Below are 17,626 nucleotides of genomic sequence, written 5' to 3' on the forward strand. Positions count from 1 at the left end.
AACCTGTTCCTTTTTGGTAGGTTTGGGATGCTACAATCTGGCTTGTACTTGAAACGCATCAAAGGGGCCGCTATGGCAAAGGTAAAAATCAGCGACGTCGCGCGCGAGGCCGGGGTTTCGTTGGGCACGGTTTCCAACGCGCTCAACCATCCCGAAAAGCTGCGCCCCGAGACCCTCAAACTCATCAACGAGACCATCAATCGCTTGGGCTACCTGCCCAACCAAAGCGCTCGCCAGCTGGCCGGCGGCACCACCAAGTCCTTTGGCCTGGTCCTCCCCCGTCTCGATCACGGCTTTTCGCTCCAGATTGCCAGCGGTGCCCACAACGAGGCACGCAAGCACGGCTATGACTTGCTCATCGCCAACGCCGACAACGACGACATTCTCGAGGACCATTACCTGCGCTATTTTATGGGCACTCAGATGTCCGGCGTCATGGTTCAGCCCATGGCGTCTCCCGACTGGCACCCCGCTATGACCAAGATGCCCGTGCCGATCGTCCACCTGGACATCCACTGTTCCGAGCCCGGCTATTACGTGGCCGCCGACAACGAGGCACAGGGTCGCATCATTGCCGAACTCGCCATCGCCCGCGGCGCACGTCATATCACCGTCGTGGGCAGAGCGGCATTCATGCAGCTCACTCTGCGCGTGCTTGGTATCCACAAGGCCCTCGCCCTGCATCCTGATATCAAAATTGAGGTCATCGACGCCGGCGAATGGAATACCGCTGCCGACGGCTACGGCATCGGTGCCCAAATCGCCGAGCGCCCCGCGGACGAACGCCCCGATTTTGTCATCGGCCTTACCGACGTATTGGCCTCGGGCGTTATCTCAGCGCTAATTGACAAAGGCATCTCCGTCCCCGAGCAGGTCCGCGTGGCCGGCTGCGATGGCAACCCGCTCGCTTGGAGCGGATCGGTCCCGCTCACTACGGTGGCACCCCCAGGCTACGAGATTGGCCGCAAGGGCGTTCAATTGCTCATGGAGCAAATCGAGAACAAGCCCGCCGCCAAGACCAAACGCGTCCGCGTCGGCTCTGCCGTGCGCACCGTCACCGCGGTCACGGCCATCGAGGACATCAACCGCCAAGAAATCGTACGCCCCTTCTTGCTCGAGCGCGTGAGCACCCGCAGCATCTCCCCCGACGCGGCCGCAGCCCCCGCGGCCCCAATAACCGACATCAACCTGGGCGCCTACCTGTAACAAAAAACGCCGCAACGGGAACAGTCCCGCTGCGGCGTTTTGCTGGCCCCATGTTCCCTCCCCGTTTAGCCGGACCTGCGGCTACGGATATTTATGGAATGTAATCCATTTTTCATTAACTATTTTGTTAAAATAGATTCAATTCCATATTTTTAGATATTTCCTATAAGTATTGATTTTGCTCCAGTTTTTTCTCGCCAAGAAAGGGGTTTCATGAATCTGATTGATCGCAAACAGTACCTCGACTGGCTCATTTCGTGGAAAGACTCGCATGTCATCAAGGTCGTTTCGGGCGTGCGAAGGTCCGGTAAATCAAAGCTATTCGAAATCTACCGTAGCTACCTGCGCGATCATGGAATCACAGGCGACCAGGTTATATCCCTCAACTTTGAAGACCTGGAGTTCGAGTCGCTTACGTCGTATAGAGCACTCTACGACTACATTTCCGCCAGACTCGTCCCCGATAAGATGAACTACGTTTTTCTGGACGAGATACAGAACGTCGAGCATTTCGAAAAAGCCATCGACAGTCTTTTTATCAAGGACAATGTCGACCTCTACATAACCGGTTCCAACGCTTATCTGCTCTCGAGCGAGCTGGCAACTTTGCTCTCCGGCCGCTACGTAGAGCTCAAGATGCTGCCCCTATCCTTTAAAGAGTTTTGCTCGGCAAAAACCAATGACGGAAAGGCTCCCGCGCAGTTGTTTGACGAGTACATCACCCGGGGCTCTTTTCCCTTTATCGCCGAGACGGGTATTCAGGGACCCCAGGCGCGCGATTATCTTATGAGCCTCTACGATACCATCGTCATACGCGACGTTATCGAACGCCTGAAGGTCTCGGACGTCCCGACCCTGCGCGATATCACCAAGTTCCTACTCCATAGCATTGGAAACCGGATCTCGATTAAAAAAATCTCCGACACGCTCTCGTCCAACGGCAACAAAACCGACCAGAAAACCGTAGCCAAGTACCTCAAAGGCTTAACAGACAGCCTTGTGTTGTACTTTGCTCCGCGCTATAACGTGCGCGGTCGGCAGCTTCTTTCAACAAACGGCAAATACTACGCCGTTGACCTTGGACTTAGAGGCGCTCTCGTCAAAACCCAAAGCAGCGATATCGGTCATATCCTCGAAAATGTTGTTTATCTCGAGCTCCTACGCCGTGGATACGACGTCTACGTGGGCGATATCGACGGCGGGGAAATTGATTTTGTTGCCCTAAACTCAGACGAGACAGCCTATTTTCAGGTTTCAGCCACAACGCTCGACGAAACTACCCTCAATCGAGAGTTGGCCCCCTTTAAGAAAGTCCGAGACAACTACCCCAAGACGCTTCTTACGCTCGACACGCTGTTTGCGGACGCGAACTACGAAGGAGTCCGCAAGCGCAACGTGATCGACTGGCTCCTGGAGTAACCTGTAACGTCATAACCCTCCGCCAGCTCTTTACCAAGGCCGCAGCCCCAGTCGCTTAAAGCACAATGCCCCTCTTATCGGCCAAAACAGCAATCTTGGCGTGATAAGAGGGGCTGACTGCGTCAGCGCCTCCACGCAGGCGCCGTTGCCGCCACCGTCCTGCGAGCTCGGGCGCGGGACATGGCGACTCGCGTGCAAACGCTAGCGCACGGCCTTGACTGCCACCGCCAGGTCGAACAACGTATCGAGCACGGCCTCGCAGCCATCCACCACGTCCTGCGGCAGCGGCACGATATCGGGGACGGCAAAGACATGGCAGCCGGCCGTAATGCCCGAGACGCAGCCGTTGCGAGAATCCTCGACCACGGCGCACTCCTCGGGAGCAAAGCCCGCGCGCTCGCAGGCAAGCAGATACATCTCGGGGTCGGGCTTGCCGTGCACGACGTCCTCGCCGCAGGTCACCGTTTCAAACTTGTCAAAAAGACCAACCATCTTAAGGTTGCGCTCGGCCGTAACGAGGCGCGACGACGTCGCCAGGCCCACGTGATAGCCCGCAGCCAGCAGCTCGTCTATGCACTCGGCGGCGCCGGCCTTAAGCTCCAGTTCGGTCTTGACCATCTCGTCGCGAATCTCCTTGTGGCGGGCATAGACCGCCTCGGTAGTTTCGTGGCTGCCATAACGCTTATCAAGGATGTCCATGACGTCGGGCAGCGTGCGGCCGATAAACTGATGGATCAGGGCATCATCAATCGCGACCCCCAGCTCGGCAGCGCCCGCTTTCCATGCCTTGATGCCCAAACGCTCGGTATCGACCAGCGTTCCGTCCATGTCAAAAATAACAGCCTTGATCATATCGGTCCCCTCACCGGATTGCATTACTGCCACTCTACCGCACTTTACAAACTTGTATATAACGTATATAGCATATTGCACTTTCGTTACATAGATAGAAGTCTTATGACAAGCGGCTCGGTAGGATTATAGTTTTCGACCGAGTACTCAACGGCAAGGATCGATTCATGCTTTCAGACACCACCGCACCTGCAGAGGGGCTTCAGGACAAACTCGCAGCGCTCGAGCAGCTGCTTTTGGCATACGGACGCGTCGCCATCGGCTTTTCCGGCGGCGTCGACAGCAGCTTTCTGGCCGCGGTCTGCGCCCGCATCATGCCCGCCAGCACGCTTCTCGTTCACCTCACCACGCCGCTCATCGGCACGCCCGAGCAGGCTTCGTTTGAGCAGGCGGTTGACGGGCAGGCCGATGAGGGGCCGCATTTCAAGCTCCCCGTGCTCAATCTTTCGGTCGATCAGCTGCGGCTCCCCCAAGTAGCCTGCAACGATGCCGACCGCTGCTACCACTGCAAGCGCGCCGGCTTTACCGCCATCGTCAACCACGCCAAGTCGCTGGGCTTTCCCACCGTCATCGACGGCAGCAACGCAAGCGACCGCGGCGACTACCGCCCCGGCATGCGCGCCGCCCAGGAGCTCGGCGTGCGCTCGCCCCTCATGGAGGTCGGCTTTACCAAGGACGAAGAGCGCGAGCTGCTGCGCGCCTGGGGCTATCCCGTTTGGAACCTGCCGGCAGGAGCCTGCCTGGCCACGCGTGTCCCCACGGGCGAGGAGCTCACGCGCGAGAAGGTCGATGTAATCCGCACCTGTGAGGACTACCTGCACGACCTTGGCCTAGACCAGGTCCGCGCACGCCTCGTCGGCGGCTGCATGCATATCGAGGCCGCGCCGACAGACGTTGCCAAGATTGCCGCCCTCGGCGGTGCCGCCGTCGACGACAAAGGCAAAACCCCGCTGCCCGCCGCCATCGCGTCCGCGCTGCGCGAGCTGGGCTGCGGCCATATCTTCCCCGAGGTCACCCCCTACATCCACGGCAACATGAATCTTTAAGTTACGCCGTTTTACAAACGGCGTAACCGCTCGGCGCTACGCAGGTTCCGGACGCGGCAATCTGACGTTCAACTGCACGGGCGCAACCAAAAGATCAGCGCACGCTTGTTTCACGTCACCTTGCCGCACCCGGAACCTGCTCGCTCGCGTATGCTCAACCTGAACCACATTAATAGTTGCCGACCTTCCGAAAGGGGACAGGTTTATTTTGGCAGGTTTTATCTGGGGAAACGCAGACAGGGCCGCGATACCTATATGGCGTCGCGGCCCTGTTCTATTTATGCCAGCACGTACTGATACGTATCTCCCATGGGGACAAAGGTAACCGGCAGACCTGCGCCAGCGTCCCCGAGCGCGGCGGGCAGCCATTTCGCCATATACTCCATGCCCGGCTCCTCGCCATTAAAGTGACCCATATGGATGGCGCATTTTCCCTGACCGAGCATTGCGGCGTCGCGGATGTACTCGCTCACCGTAAAGTCGATAAACTCCATGGTCAAAATGCAATCGATGCCTTCGGAGTCGATATGGGCAATCTCGTCGTTATCTCGCCCCATGATGTGCATTGGAATCTCGACATTGCGGACGAGCGCGTCACCGTCGCCGATCAAGCGCGTCCCGTTTAATCCAAGCTTGTGTACGAGCGCCTGCGCAAGATCGCGGGCCGGCGTTGGCTCAATGCGGTACCTCATGAATGTCTCGTCTACCGCGGAGCCAAGCCAGTCCATCTTGACCGCGAATCCGTAAAAGATGCCGTCGACCATCGAACCGTCCGAGGCGAGCGGCACACCCGAGTGGATATAGTCATGGCAACGCCAGACCGCGCCACCCCATTCGTCAAGCAAAGCGCACTTTGCCTCAAAGGTCTTGTTCCCCGCAACCACTTCACGGCGGTCTCCGTGGTTCCAGAACAGTGCCTCGTGAGGAACAATCAGGTTAGCGCCAAGCTCCTTGGCACGACGAATCACCTCCGCCGTAGCCCAAATGCATGTAACTATTCCGGTACATTGCTGATCGATGTCGCCGTAAAGCACCTGATCGCGCGTCGTCGCAAGCTCGATGGGCTTCCCGGTAAAAGCATCAATGCCGTCACAATAATCCCGAATAGCTTGAATAGCCTCGCTGATAAGCATATGTAGCAACAACCCCTTCGACATAATATGCAGGGCGGCAGCAAACATACCGCCCTGCGGAATCATCTATAGACGGCACTTTTTTGAGCTGAACCACCTATATGCGACCGCTTTTCTAGCGCTCGGAAATCGGACCGTTCTCGAGCTCATCCTCGCTAAAGCCAAAGAACCAAGCCACAGCAAAGCTTACGACAAAGCCAGCCGCCGAAGCGATGACGGCACTGATCAGGTTCTCGTTGCCGCCGCCAACAAACGTCATAATATTGAGCACGTTGGAGGCAGCACCGGCGAGGTAAGCATTGACATGCAAGGCGAGCGCCACGGCACCGGCGACAAACGAACCCGCCATGCAGGCAACGAACAGTTTGCGATAGCGGAACATCATGCCATAGATGAACGGCTCGCCGACGCCTCCGATGAGCTGGGCGACAACATACCCGGCACATTGGCTCTTTTCCTCCTTGTTACGGAGTTTGAGCCATGTCGCAATCTCCGCTCCATAGGCAGCCCACAGCGCAACCGTAGGGGCGACCAGAATAAAGCTGTCAGAGCCCGTCAACATAAAGTTTGCAATGGCAATCATGATGACCGCAACATGCATGCCCGTAATGACCATGGGCAACCAAATTGCTGCAAGCAAGCCGCCACCAATAATCGCCACGATACCTCCCTCGGCACCGAGGAACTCAAAGACAACCGCCAAACCGTTACCGCACCAAGAACCAAGAGGAGCAAGCAGGCAAAGCGCAAAGGGGACAGTCAGGGCAAGCGTGCAAAGCGGCGTAAAGACCGTGGTGAGCGAATCGGGCATGTGCTTGCGCAAAAACTTCTCGAACACGGACATCAACGCAACCGTGAGCAGAATGGGAATAACCGTCTGCGCATAGTTTGCAGGCACGCAAGGGATGCCATAAACGCTAAAGGCTTTTCCCTCGGCTGCCATTTGCATAAACGTCGGTTCGATAAGCACACCGCCCATAAAAGCGCCGTACATGGGCGTGGCGCCAATGTTCTTGGCAGCCGTAAAGCCCAAGAAGATCGGAATGAAATAGAACGTCACGTTGTAGAGCATATTGAGCAGGACATAAAGATCGCTCGTATCCGCAATGAGATTGAGCATCGTTGGCCCGAGTACGACGGCAACGGTTTTGAACATGCCCGACGAGAGCAGCAATGGAATCATCGGAACCATGGAGCCCGAGAGGTAGTTAAGAATCGCATTGCCAACGGCTGCCGGGGTAAGCGGTGTTTTGACTCCACTTGCGTCGAGGTTCTCGTCGATGCTTTCCTGCTTGGCCAAGCCGCTCATCTTGATGAGCTCGTCATATACCTTAGGCACGTTTTGCCCAATAATCACCTGGAACTGCCCGCCAGATATTTGAGCGCCGATGACGCCGTTAATTTTTTTAACAGCGTTAATGTCGGGCAACTCCATATCCTTAAGGTTAAAACGCAGACGCGTCATGCAGTGGGCTGCAAAGGTGATGTTGTCTTTGCCACCCAGCGCCTCGAGCACATCGGCTGCGATCTTCTTATTGTCAGCCATATCATCTTCCCTTTCGAACGATCCGGTTCCTCCCTCGCTGCGCGCGCGAGGAGACAAAGCGGACGGTGGCCCGTCGCCCGCACGGAAGTATTCGATTGTTGAGGGAAACGGCGTAAAGACAAAAGCTCCAAAACGAGACATCGACAGGTCGCTCTGTCTTTACGTCACGCTTCGGAAGCTCAGCTCTCGAATAACACCTTATGTCGCGGCAAGAATATCAGCTTCACCATGCGAACGTCGGCCTTATGATGCCCAAAAGACTGTGAACGGCAGGTTTTCTTCCCTGAACGGTATAGAAAGCGCCTATTTGTCGGATGACACCTCGCCCGTTACGTTGCCGGCATAGACCCGATTGACATGGAGCATGAGATACACCTTCTCCTCGGGCACGACGGAGGCATGATACGTTTCCTCGATAAGTTCTGCCATTTTGTCAACACAAGCCGCTATAGCCGGATGCTCCTCACAGAGAGGACGATAGAGCGCCGCATTATCAGTATTAAGCGGTTCCCCGGTGCGGACGCGCTCCAGCAAGTAGCGCACATGGGTGTCATAGCGCGCATAGTCAAAAGCATCGCGGTCAACGACAATGGCAAGATCTTTCTCGATAATCGCTACGAGCTTTTCGATCAGACGTTCCTCGCGGCGGACGTCGTTTGATTTCGCCTTACTAGAACTTGCCATAACGCTGTTAACGATGCAGAGTGCGATGCCCGCCCTCTCCCCGCGTGGCATAGATATGCCGAATTCGCGCTCTATGCCAGCATGGGCAAGCGTCGCGATCTTAAATTCAATGGGATATTGCTGCTGAACGTCACAAGAAAGCGGCATCTGAACATACATGTGCTCACGGCAGCGCTTGATGGCAAAACTAATGTGGTCGGCAAGCGTAAAAGGAAGGTTCGCCGACAGTTCACGCGAAATGTTGGTGCGCGCGACATCGGCAATCTGCGCACTAAACTCCATTACCTTGGGATCGATCTCGTTAAGAAGTGGCAGATAGCGCGCATCAACGTTGTAAAACGTGCGCTCAATCTGCGCAAGCGAAACCTCACCGGGGCCGTCAGGAAAACCAATGCCTTTCCCCAGCGCCACAAGCTCGGTTCCCTTATCGTTGACAAGCAAGGCGGCATTGTGGTTAATGCGCTTAACGACCCTCATGATGCCTCCGAAAATAGGCGCAGCCGAAGGGCAAGCGCAATGAATTCTAGTTAAGATGGTTCGCCTCGATTATTCCACGCAACGTCACGCGAAACAAGCAAACCCGAGCCCCCCGCAACCTACTAAAAAAAGGGGCAGATTTATTTTGGCAGATTTTTATCGGGGAAAACGCGAAGAGGGACACACCATATCACTGTTGTGGGCAGAGCGGCATTCATGCGGCTCGCTCTGCGCATACCTGGCATCCACAAGACCCTCGCCCCGTATCCCGATATTAAAATTGAGTTCATTGGCGCCGGAGAGTGGAATACCGCATCCGACGGCTACGGCATCGGCAGCCAGATTGCCGAGCGCGTCAGCACCCGGGCAAGCAGCCACGCCAAAGCTACCGTCATCGACCTCGGCGCATACCTTTAGCGCACGGCCTTGACCGCCGCCGCCAGATCGAACAGCGTATCGAGAACGGCCTCGCAGCCATCCGCCACGTCCTGCGGCAGCGGCACAATATCGGGCACAGCAAAAACATGGCAGCCGGCCGTGATTCCCGAGACGCAGCCGTTGCGCGAATCCTCGACCACGGCGCATTCCTCGGGAGCAAAGCCCGCGCGCTCGCAAGCGAGCAGGTAAATCGCGGGGTCGGGCTTGCCATATGCGACATCCTCGCCGAAGGTCACCGTTTCAAACTTGTCAAAGAGGCCGACCGTTTTAAGGTTGCGCTCGGCCGCAACGCGGCGCGACAACGTCGCAAGGCCCACGTGATAGCCCGCGGCCAGCAGCTCGTCGAGGCACTCGGCGGCGCCGGCCTTAAGTTCCAGGTCGGTCTTGGCCATCTCAGTGTGAAGCTCAATGTTGCGGGCAAAAATCGCGTCGGCGGTTTCGCCCTTGCCGTAATGTGCCTCAAGGATGTCCTTAACATCGGCATTCGAACGGCCGATAAACTGATGGATTAACGCATCATCAATCGTGATCCCCAGCTCGGCCGCGCCCACCTTCCATGCCCTCATGTCCAAACGCTCGGTATCGATCAGCGTTCCGTCCATGTCAAAAATGACAGCTTTGATCATATCGGCCCCTTCATCGGCTTGCGTTGCCGCAAATCTACTGCACGTCACAAACTTGTATATAACGTATATATCATATTGTGCTTTCGTTACATAGACAGAAGCCTTATGACGTAACCTGCCAAAAAGGGACAGGTTTATTTTGGCAGGTTTTATCTTGGGAAATGTCAAATAGTCCCACACGCCCAACCACTGCAGCTCCATATGAGGCAAATGAATCCGTAGCGTTTGTCCCAAATCTTGAGTATTTGTTCGGTGGAGCGGCCCCTGCCGGCTCCTGCTAGACTGATAGATTCCCAACCGTCCCTCCAGGAGCCTCAATGTCGCGCAAGTCCGCCTACAAGCAAGTACTTTCCATCGGCACCGCCGTGGTGCTGGGGTTTGCACTGTTTACGGGATCGCTTGACGGGGCGCCCAAGCTGCTGTCGCCGCAAAGCGATGAACAGGCGGCGGCTCTGGCCGAAAAACAAAACGAGAGCCCCAGCCGCACCGACGACGAGGCAGACCTGGTCGCCCGGCTCGAATCGGGAACAGCGAGTTCCTCGGACTCTCAAAATAGCCAAGACTCTGGCGATGACTCCGACTCCGCCGCAACCGACACCGGCGACGGCGCTGCCGAGGACAGCTCCGCCACCCCCATCGACGAGGTCGAAAACCCCGATCTCGACCGTGCCCGTGGCGTATACCTCACCAGCATTCCCGACTACGCCGGCAACCCCTATGTCGCCCTGCGCGCCGACAGCACGCACCCGCTCGGCACACCATCGTTCACGCTCGATGAATACGAGCGTGCTACCGAAGAGGGTTGCTTTAAGAAGTTCTCCAAGCTCGACAGCTTAGGCCGCACCCGCAAGGCGCTCGCCTGCGTGGGCCCCGAGTCGCTCGGCCAAGGCAAGCGCGGCGATATCTCGCGCATCCACCCCGCCGGCTGGCACCAGCAGCGCTACGACTTTATTCCGGGCCAGAGCCTCTATAACCGCTGCCACCTTATCGCCTGGTCGCTCTGCGGCGAAAACGCCAACCGCAAGAACCTCCTCACCGGCACGCGCTACCTCAACGAGACGGGCATGCTGCCGTTTGAGGAGCAAATCCTCGACTATATCCGCAACACGGGTAACCACGTGCTCTATCGCGCCACGCCCATGTACAACGAAGAGGAACTTCTCTGCCGCGGCGTGCGCCTTGAGGCCCAATCGGTCGAGGATCACGGCAAGACGCTGTGCTTCCACGTGTACTGTTATAACCTGCAACCGCATGTGCAGATCGACTACGCCACCGGCCGCAACCAGGCCTCGGGAGACTAGCCCCTCACCGCGACAAGAACCGATTTGCATCCCCCAGGGATCAAAAAGGGCCGCTCCGGATCACCCAGAGCGGCCCTTGCATCAACATGCGTGGCGCAGACAAAGCCACACACTACTTAGCGCGGCCCTCCTCATAGCGCTCGACCAGCTTGGCCTGAACGTCATAAGGCACCTGCTCATAGCCCGCGGGCTTCATGGTAAAGTCGCCCGTGCCGCGCGTGATAGAGCGCAGGCGCGTCGAATAATCCGTCAGCTCGGCGAGAGGCGCCTGTGCGATAACCACGGTGTCGCCGCGCTCATCGGTCTCCATGCCCGTCACGCGACCGCGCGAGGCCGAGATGTCGCCCATCACGGCGCCGGCGTAGCTCTCGGGGATCGTTACCGTGATTTCCTCGATGGGCTCCAGCACCACCGGGTCGGCATCGGCGCATGCCTTGCGCAGGCCGATGCGAGCCGCCGCGCGGAACGCCATCTCGTTGGAGTCGACGCTGTGATACGAGCCGTCGTACACAGCCACGCGAATGCCCGTGAGCGGGTAGCCGGCAATGATGCCGTCCTTCATGGTCTCCTGGACACCCTTGTCCACGGCAGGGATCAGCGAGCGAGGAATGCGGCCGCCCACGACCTCGTCCACAAACTCATAGCCGTCGCTCGTACCGTCGGCGGCAATCATCGGCTCCACACGCAGCCAGCAGTCGCCATACTGACCGGCGCCACCGGTCTGCTTCTTATGACGACCCTGGGCACTTGCCGTGCGGCGGATGGTCTCGCGATACGGAATACGGATCGGCACGCTCTTGGCGGCGACCTTGGTGCGGTCCTCCAGACGGTTGATCAGGACAGAAACTTGCGCCTCGCCCACCGCCGAGATGATGGTCTGGCCGGTTTCCTCGTCGCGGTCGATACTCATGGTCGGATCGGCCTTGCAAGCCTTCTCGATAAACGTGTAGAGCTTCTCTTCGTCGCCGCGATTCTCGGCCTCGATGGCGATGCGGTACTGCGAGTTGGGAAACTTAAACGCCGCAGCCTCGACCTTACCGGTAATCGAGAGCGTATCGCCCGTCTCGGCCGCCAGCTTGGGCGCCACGATAATATCGCCGGCATACGCGTGCCCGACCTCGGTCATGTCGCGGCCGCACATCACAAACAGGTGAGCCAGACGCTCGCCCTTGCGCGTACGCGCATTGACCAGCTCAAGACCCGGCTCAAGCGTACCCGTCAGCACCTTGATAAAGCTGATACGACCTTGCTGCGGATCGGCCAGGGTCTTAAACACAAACGCCACCGGGCGGTCGTCGTCACTCGAGATCTTGAGCGAATCACCATCGATAAGCGGCATCTCGCCGTAGTCCGTCGGTGCCGGGAAGTACGTGGCAATGTCGTCCATCAGCGAGTTGACGCCCTGCTCCTTAATGCAATCGCCCGCAAAGACTGGCACAAAGATGCGCTCGGCAATCGCCTTCGACAGCAGGCCCTCGAGCTCCTCCTGCGTCAGCGTCTCCTCGCCCTCCAGGTATTTCATCATCAGTTCGTCGTCGGCCTCTGCCACCAGCTCGCACAGATGGTCATGGGCCTGCTCGGCCTGGGCACGATACTCCTCGGGAATCTCCGACTCAATGGCTTCGGTACCGTTGCAATGGCGCGCCTTCATGCGCACCAGGTCGATGATGCCGTCAAAGTCCTCGCCCTCGCCCCAGGGAAGGGTCACGGCGCCCAAGCGCGTACCAAAGCGCTCCTGCAGCAGATCCATCGTGGTCGCAAAGCTGGCCTCGGAGCGCGACAGGCGGTTTACAAACACCGCACGCGCCAGACGCAGGTCCTCGGCGGCATACCAGAGCTTAACCGTCGTAGGCTGCGGGCCTGCCTCGGCATCGACCACAAACAGAGCCGTCTCGCAGACGCTCATCGCGGCATAGGCGTCGCCGATAAAATCGGGGTAGCACGGGGCATCGAGCACGTTGATGCGCGCGCCCTTCCAGTCGATCGGCGCAATGGTCGTCGAGATGGAAAATGCACGCTTGACCTCTTCGGGGTCATAGTCGAGCGTGGGCTTGGTGCCGTCGTGGCCGCCCAGGCGGGCGGTCTTGCCGGAAAGGTGGAGCATGGCCTCGGCGAGTGAAGTCTTGCCCACCCCGCCTTGGCCTACGAGCACCACGTTCCTTACGTTACCGGTCTTGGGAGCACCCATGATGACCTCCTTGCAGGGCCGCGCGCAATGCGCGACGCCAACGGGGAGGGTTCGCGGTCGGTGCCGTCCCAGGAGCAGCATGGTCGGCAGCCGAGCCGACTCACCCTCCAAATGTCCTATGCCACCACCCTACCCTCACGGGCGGCTGTCCATGCATACCTTTCGGCGCACGTATGAATACAGGCGGCGAGAGGAAGAGACAAGCTTGTGAGTCGATTATTGAACCCCGTCGACGCAAACAAAAAGCCGCCACAGACCGTAAGACCTGCGGCGGCTTCGCCTCAATTAATAGTTGAGTAAATACCTGAGCCTATCCCTCGATGCGGCTCAAGAACTCACGCGTGCGCTGCTCGCGCGGATGGTCGATGACCTGCTCGGCAGGTCCCTCCTCGACAATACGACCGCCGTCCATAAAGACCACGCGGTCGGCAACATCGCGCGCAAACTGCATCGCATGGGTCACGATCACCATCGTCATATTCTGCGCAGCGAGGTCCTTAATGACGCGCAGCACCTCGGCCGTTAGCTCGGGATCGAGCGCCGAGGTCGGCTCGTCAAAGAACAAGATCTCCGGGTCGAGCGCCAAGGCGCGGGCGATACTCACACGCTGTTGCTGACCGCCCGAAAGCTCGCAGGGCACCTTGTTCTCGTTGCCCGTAAGCCCCATCTGCGCGATCAGTTCACGCGCACGTGCTTCGGCCTGCTCGCGCGGGCGCTTGAGCACGCGGATCGGAGCGTCGGTGATGTTTTTCATCACGGTATAGTGCGGGAACAGATTGTAGTTCTGAAACACCAGACCAAACCGCGAGCGCGCCTGTTTAGGTACATCGCCCTTTGCGTACACCGCGCCCGAACCCGCGTCCGTCGCGACGGCAAGGCCGCCAAACGAGAGCGAGCCACCATCGAGCGTCTCGAGCAGCGTGGCACAGCGCAGCAGCGTGGACTTACCGCCGCCTGAAGGCCCGATAATCGCCACGACATCGCCGCGCTTTATCTCGAGCGAGATATCCTTGAGCACCTCATTGCCGCCAAACGCCTTGCGCGCGTTCGTTATCATCATTACCGTTCCGGACACGGGAACCTCCATGTGTTTGAGAAGTCAGCGAGCGTGTGGCTGACGAGACAATGTGCTTCGAAAGAGGAGCGCCGCGTACTTCTGTACGCAAGCGACGGTTTGAGGAGCAGATTGGCCGTCAGGCACGCGCGCAGCGTCGAGCAGTCCGCCGTTCGCTAGAACGGCGGAACGATCTAGTCATGGTAATAGTCCAGCTTCTTTTCGGCGGCGCCCAGCAGCATCTCGACCACAAAGTTAAAGACCCAGTAGATCAGCGCCGCGATCGCAAACGGCACCATGCTCACCTGCGAGGCGACCAGCGCCTTGGCCGTCGAGAACATCTCGCCCACGCCGATGGCGAACGCCAGCGACGTGTCCTTGACCAGTGTGATGATCTCGTTGCCCATCGCCGGCAAAATGCGCTTGGCGACCTGCGGCATCACGATATACAGAAACGTCTGCATGCGTGAGTAGCCCAGCACCTCGGCAGCCTCGTATTGACCGCGCGGAATGGACTGCAGGCCCGAGCGATAGATCTCGGCAAAGTAGCCGGCATAGTTGATGATGAACGCCACGACGCACGCCGTCCACTTGGAATCGGGCGTGAGCGAAATGCCAAACACGTAGTACGGGGCAAAGTAGATGGCAAACATCTGCAACATGAGCGGCGTACCGCGCATCACCGAAATGTAGATGCGCGCAATCCAGCGGAGCGGCGCAATTTTGCTCATGCGCATAAACGCCACGGGGATTCCCAGCGGAATCGACCCCAGCAGCGTCAGCACAAACAGCTGCAAACTGACCAAGAATCCCTGGCCAAGCATCTGCATCATGACCTGAATAGACATTATTTCAAAACCCAATTGTCGAAGGAAAGACCGTAATCTGCATATTTGTCGCACAGGTCCTTGACCGTGCCGTCCTCGTAGAGCGCCTTGAGCGACTCGGTCACGGCATCGGCGGACTTGGTGTCGCCCTTCTTAAAGCCGACGGCGTAGTGCTCGCTGGACAGCGGCTTGTCGAGCTGCGTATAGGCATCGGGCTTGGCGGCAAGCTGATACTGGGCAATCGAAAGGTCGCAAGCCACGGCATCGACCGCGCCGCTCTCGAGCTGCATAAAGGCCGTGTTGTACTCGCCGATGGTATCGAGCGTGGCAAACGTCGCGGCCAGATCCTTCTGGTCGCCCTCGAGCACATCCTGCGCAGCGGAATCGGTCTGAGTGATCACGGTCTTGCCAGCGAGATCGTCCCAGCTCTTGATACCCGCGTCCTTCTTGACCACGAGCACTTGCTCGTTGAGCATGTACGGCTCGGAGAACGTGTAGCCGTCCTCACGGCCCTCCATGGTAAAGCCGTTCCAGATGCAGTTGATGGCGCCGGAGTTGAGCAGCGTATCCTTGGCGTCCCAGTCGATGGCCTCGTATTTGACCTCCCAGCCCTGCTTATCGGCAACAGCCTTGGCCAGATCGAGATCAAAGCCGGTGTACTCGCCATCGTCGCCCACAAAGCCGTACGGAGGATAGGACTTATCAAAGCCCACCACGAGCTTCTTGGACTCCGCGGCGCCCTTCACATCCTTGGCCGCGGCAGAGCCAGCAGCGGAGCCCTTGCCAGCACCACCGCCGCAACCGACAAGACCAAGGCCAAGCACCGCGGCGAGCGAGCCGGCTAGACCAACAAACTGACGACGAGACATATCGGTGTTCATGGTATTCCCCCTTGATGGCACTTTAGTTAAGTAAAGTGAGTCATGTAATGTTCAGAATCATACACTCTACCTTGATAAAGTACAAGGGAGGGTTTGCCCGGCGTGGGCGGGGAGCGGCGCATAATTAAGTTTCCTGCTCTACAGTCCTGCGCAAGACGGAAAGCACGTATGGAGCACTAGGTTGGAGCACCCGGCTGGGTGGCGCCCGGCGCGGAGTTTAATTTGCTGCTCTACAGTCCTGCTCACGACGGAGGCCACATTAAGTGGCCTCCTGTTCGTGCGGAACTCGCGACAAATTAAACTCCGCGCCGGGCGCCACCCAGCCGGGAGACAACGTGCTCGGAACCTTAAATAGCCTCCTCTCCAAACGGGCACGTTGAATGCACGGTACAATTGCTTCGGACTTTTCTTTTATTTAATAGTGGGGTTAATTCATGGCAGAATCTCGTGCGGAGCGTAGGGCTCGTCGTGCTTTGATCGAGGCGGCTGAGGGGTCGGAGGAGAAAAAATCTTCTACGAAATCCAAGTCGTCTCAGGATGCGAAGGGTAAGTCGGCCAAGGGCAAGGCTAAGGCCAAGCGCCCCAGTTCTCGTCGGAGCGAGGATAAGGCATCTCAGACTCGCTCCAAGCGCTCGCATAAAGATCCGGTTTCGTCTGCGCGTAAGGTTGTGGACTCCAAGTCTCCCTGTTCGATCATGAAAGCTTGCGGTGGGTGCACGGCGCTCAATCGTCCTTATAAGAAGCAGTTGGCGGCCAAGCAGGCTGCTATGGAGGAGCTGTTTGCTGAGCTCTGTGAGCGCGAGGGTGTTGCCGTTGATCCCATTCGCGGTATGGGTGTTACCCTGGGCGACCCGGGCAAGTATCCTGCGCCGCGTGGTTTTCGTCATAAGGCTGCCACTCCGTTTGCTCCCGGCAAAGAGGGCGCTGTCCGCTGCGGCTTTTTTGAACGTGGGACACACAGAATCGTTGCTGTTCCTGAATGCCCTGTCGAGGCGCCGGGGGCCCGCCAGATTCTCAACGGCATCGCTCGCGAGGCCGAACGTCTGCATATTCCTGCCTTTAACGAAGACAAGCATCTGGGCTTGCTTCGCTATGCCGTCGTTCGCTGTGGTTGGCGCACAGACCAGATTATGGTCACCCTCGTAACCGCTCAGCGCGACCTGCCGCATGCGCAGGAGTTCTTTGAGGCTGTCGCCGCACTCGATCCGCATATCGTCACCGTCGCCCAAAACATCAACGGGCGCCCCGGCAACGCCATCCTAGGCGAGGAGACCCGTATCGTGTACGGTGCCGAGTGCATGCGCGACCAGCTACTCGGTTGCGAGTTCGATATCTCCCCCACCGCGTTCTACCAGACCAACCCGCAGCAGACCGAGCTGCTCTACCAGCTCGCCATCGACGGCATGGACCTGCGTCAGGGCGACGTGCTTATGGATGCCTACTGCGGCAGTGGTACCATCGGTCTTTGCGCAGCCAAGGCCGCCCAGGACAAGGGTATCGGTATCATGCTGCTTGGCGTGGAGCGAAACCCGGCGGGTATTGCCGACGCACGCCGCAATGCCGAGCTCAACGGCCTCACCCGCAGTGCCTGGTTTATGGCCGACGATGCAACCGACTATATCCTGGATGCCGCCGACAACAACGAGCGCGTCGACGTCCTCTCCATCGACCCGCCGCGCGCCGGCTCCACCCCCGAGTTTCTCGAAGCCGCCTGCGCGCTTAAGCCGCGCCGCATCACCTATATCAGCTGCAACCCCGTGACCCAGGAGCGTGACCTGCACCAGCTCCTCGATGGAGGCTATCGCCTGCTCAAGATCACGCCAGTCGATATGTTCCCCCATACCGACCACACCGAAACCGTAGCGGTCCTCGAGCGCCGATAATCTACCAGTACAAGAAAAAGGGGGGTGTTCCTATAGTTTTGTCAACTGGGAAATGCTCTCCGTGC

15 protein-coding genes are annotated in these 17,626 nt (G+C 58.3%); 6 read left to right on the plus strand and 9 right to left on the minus strand.

The features are described from left to right. Positions 1-72 precede the first annotated feature (72 nt). Positions 73-1,206 (plus strand): LacI family DNA-binding transcriptional regulator, encoded by a 1,134-nt coding sequence (locus tag DXA43_RS08635; protein ID WP_117806860.1) that lies wholly within the window; start codon positions 73-75, stop codon positions 1,204-1,206. A gap of 213 nt (positions 1,207-1,419) precedes the next feature. Continuing rightward, the gene (locus tag DXA43_RS08640) at positions 1,420-2,625 is read left to right on the plus strand and encodes an ATP-binding protein (RefSeq protein WP_117806861.1); all 1,206 of its coding nucleotides are present in this window, start codon (positions 1,420-1,422) and stop codon (positions 2,623-2,625) included. A gap of 201 nt (positions 2,626-2,826) precedes the next feature. Here the strand turns inward: DXA43_RS08640 and DXA43_RS08645 are convergent, their stop codons facing one another. Next, positions 2,827-3,477 (minus strand): HAD family phosphatase, encoded by a 651-nt coding sequence (locus DXA43_RS08645; protein ID WP_158564969.1) that lies wholly within the window; start codon positions 3,475-3,477, stop codon positions 2,827-2,829. A 167-nt stretch (positions 3,478-3,644) separates the two neighbouring features. Here DXA43_RS08645 and DXA43_RS08650 point away from each other — a divergent pair, with 167 nt between their 5' ends. Beyond that, on the plus strand, positions 3,645-4,523 hold the full coding sequence (locus DXA43_RS08650; protein ID WP_117806863.1) for an ATP-dependent sacrificial sulfur transferase LarE: 879 nt from the start codon (positions 3,645-3,647) through the stop codon (positions 4,521-4,523). A 278-nt stretch (positions 4,524-4,801) separates the two neighbouring features. Here DXA43_RS08650 and DXA43_RS08655 read toward each other — a convergent pair whose 3' ends face one another. The 3 genes from DXA43_RS08655 to DXA43_RS08665 form a co-directional block, all read right to left on the minus strand. Next, positions 4,802-5,656 carry a Nif3-like dinuclear metal center hexameric protein gene (locus DXA43_RS08655; RefSeq protein WP_117806874.1) on the minus strand — a complete coding sequence of 285 codons (855 nt, stop codon included), beginning with the start codon at positions 5,654-5,656 and terminating at the stop codon, positions 4,802-4,804. 115 nt (positions 5,657-5,771) lie between these two features. Then, on the minus strand, positions 5,772-7,202 hold the full coding sequence (locus DXA43_RS08660; protein ID WP_158564971.1) for a PTS transporter subunit EIIC: 1,431 nt from the start codon (positions 7,200-7,202) through the stop codon (positions 5,772-5,774). Between the two features lie 303 nt (positions 7,203-7,505). Continuing rightward, on the minus strand, positions 7,506-8,363 hold the full coding sequence (locus DXA43_RS08665; protein WP_117806865.1) for a PRD domain-containing protein: 858 nt from the start codon (positions 8,361-8,363) through the stop codon (positions 7,506-7,508). Between the two features lie 216 nt (positions 8,364-8,579). Between DXA43_RS08665 and DXA43_RS08670 the strand changes: the two genes are divergently transcribed. Next, on the plus strand, positions 8,580-8,780 hold the full coding sequence (locus tag DXA43_RS08670) for a hypothetical protein (RefSeq protein ID WP_199580555.1): 201 nt from the start codon (positions 8,580-8,582) through the stop codon (positions 8,778-8,780). Here DXA43_RS08670 and DXA43_RS08675 read toward each other — a convergent pair. Next, complete coding sequence (locus DXA43_RS08675; protein ID WP_158564970.1) at positions 8,777-9,427, minus strand: HAD family phosphatase; 651 nt, start codon at positions 9,425-9,427, stop codon at positions 8,777-8,779. The genes DXA43_RS08670 and DXA43_RS08675 overlap by 4 nt on opposite strands. Before the next feature lie 317 nt (positions 9,428-9,744). Between DXA43_RS08675 and DXA43_RS08680 the strand changes: the two genes are divergently transcribed. Then, the gene (locus tag DXA43_RS08680) at positions 9,745-10,728 is read left to right on the plus strand and encodes a DNA/RNA non-specific endonuclease (protein WP_117806867.1); all 984 of its coding nucleotides are present in this window, start codon (positions 9,745-9,747) and stop codon (positions 10,726-10,728) included. Positions 10,729-10,840: 112 nt separating this feature from the next. On the opposite strand, the gene DXA43_RS08685 is transcribed toward DXA43_RS08680, so the two are convergent. The 4 genes from DXA43_RS08685 to DXA43_RS08700 form a co-directional block, all read right to left on the minus strand. Continuing rightward, positions 10,841-12,916 carry a translation factor GTPase family protein gene (locus DXA43_RS08685; protein ID WP_117806868.1) on the minus strand — a complete coding sequence of 692 codons (2,076 nt, stop codon included), beginning with the start codon at positions 12,914-12,916 and terminating at the stop codon, positions 10,841-10,843. A 310-nt stretch (positions 12,917-13,226) separates the two neighbouring features. Further along, a complete protein-coding gene (locus DXA43_RS08690) occupies positions 13,227-13,976 on the minus strand; it encodes an amino acid ABC transporter ATP-binding protein (protein ID WP_199580556.1) in 750 nt (249 codons plus the stop codon). A 188-nt stretch (positions 13,977-14,164) separates the two neighbouring features. Further along, positions 14,165-14,818, minus strand: a complete 654-nt coding sequence (locus DXA43_RS08695; protein ID WP_117806870.1) for an amino acid ABC transporter permease — start codon at positions 14,816-14,818, stop codon at positions 14,165-14,167. After that, positions 14,818-15,678 carry a transporter substrate-binding domain-containing protein gene (locus DXA43_RS08700; protein WP_117806871.1) on the minus strand — a complete coding sequence of 287 codons (861 nt, stop codon included), beginning with the start codon at positions 15,676-15,678 and terminating at the stop codon, positions 14,818-14,820. The genes DXA43_RS08695 and DXA43_RS08700 overlap by 1 nt, the downstream gene beginning before the upstream one ends. 434 nt (positions 15,679-16,112) lie before the next feature. On the opposite strand from DXA43_RS08700, the gene rlmD reads away from it, so the two are divergent. Then, entirely contained in the window at positions 16,113-17,561 is a 1,449-nt protein-coding gene (gene rlmD / locus DXA43_RS08705) for a 23S rRNA (uracil(1939)-C(5))-methyltransferase RlmD (protein ID WP_117806872.1), read from the plus strand. Positions 17,562-17,626: the final 65 nt, after the last annotated feature.

The sequence above is a fragment of the Collinsella sp. OF02-10 genome, from assembly GCF_003463445.1.
Taxonomy (GTDB): domain Bacteria; phylum Actinomycetota; class Coriobacteriia; order Coriobacteriales; family Coriobacteriaceae; genus Collinsella.

Coding starts and splice junctions, on each gene's coding strand:
- DXA43_RS08635 (WP_117806860.1), top strand. CDS start 73: ATGGCAAAGGTAAAAATCAGCGACGTCGCGCGCGAGGCCGGGGTTTCG.
- DXA43_RS08640 (WP_117806861.1), top strand. CDS start 1,420: ATGAATCTGATTGATCGCAAACAGTACCTCGACTGGCTCATTTCGTGG.
- DXA43_RS08645 (WP_158564969.1), bottom strand. CDS start 3,477: ATGATCAAGGCTGTTATTTTTGACATGGACGGAACGCTGGTCGATACC.
- DXA43_RS08650 (WP_117806863.1), top strand. CDS start 3,645: ATGCTTTCAGACACCACCGCACCTGCAGAGGGGCTTCAGGACAAACTC.
- DXA43_RS08655 (WP_117806874.1), bottom strand. CDS start 5,656: ATGCTTATCAGCGAGGCTATTCAAGCTATTCGGGATTATTGTGACGGC.
- DXA43_RS08660 (WP_158564971.1), bottom strand. CDS start 7,202: ATGGCTGACAATAAGAAGATCGCAGCCGATGTGCTCGAGGCGCTGGGT.
- DXA43_RS08665 (WP_117806865.1), bottom strand. CDS start 8,363: ATGAGGGTCGTTAAGCGCATTAACCACAATGCCGCCTTGCTTGTCAAC.
- DXA43_RS08670 (WP_199580555.1), top strand. CDS start 8,580: ATGCGGCTCGCTCTGCGCATACCTGGCATCCACAAGACCCTCGCCCCG.
- DXA43_RS08675 (WP_158564970.1), bottom strand. CDS start 9,427: ATGATCAAAGCTGTCATTTTTGACATGGACGGAACGCTGATCGATACC.
- DXA43_RS08680 (WP_117806867.1), top strand. CDS start 9,745: ATGTCGCGCAAGTCCGCCTACAAGCAAGTACTTTCCATCGGCACCGCC.
- DXA43_RS08685 (WP_117806868.1), bottom strand. CDS start 12,916: ATGGGTGCTCCCAAGACCGGTAACGTAAGGAACGTGGTGCTCGTAGGC.
- DXA43_RS08690 (WP_199580556.1), bottom strand. CDS start 13,976: ATGATGATAACGAACGCGCGCAAGGCGTTTGGCGGCAATGAGGTGCTC.
- DXA43_RS08695 (WP_117806870.1), bottom strand. CDS start 14,818: ATGTCTATTCAGGTCATGATGCAGATGCTTGGCCAGGGATTCTTGGTC.
- DXA43_RS08700 (WP_117806871.1), bottom strand. CDS start 15,678: ATGAACACCGATATGTCTCGTCGTCAGTTTGTTGGTCTAGCCGGCTCG.
- rlmD (WP_117806872.1), top strand. CDS start 16,113: ATGGCAGAATCTCGTGCGGAGCGTAGGGCTCGTCGTGCTTTGATCGAG.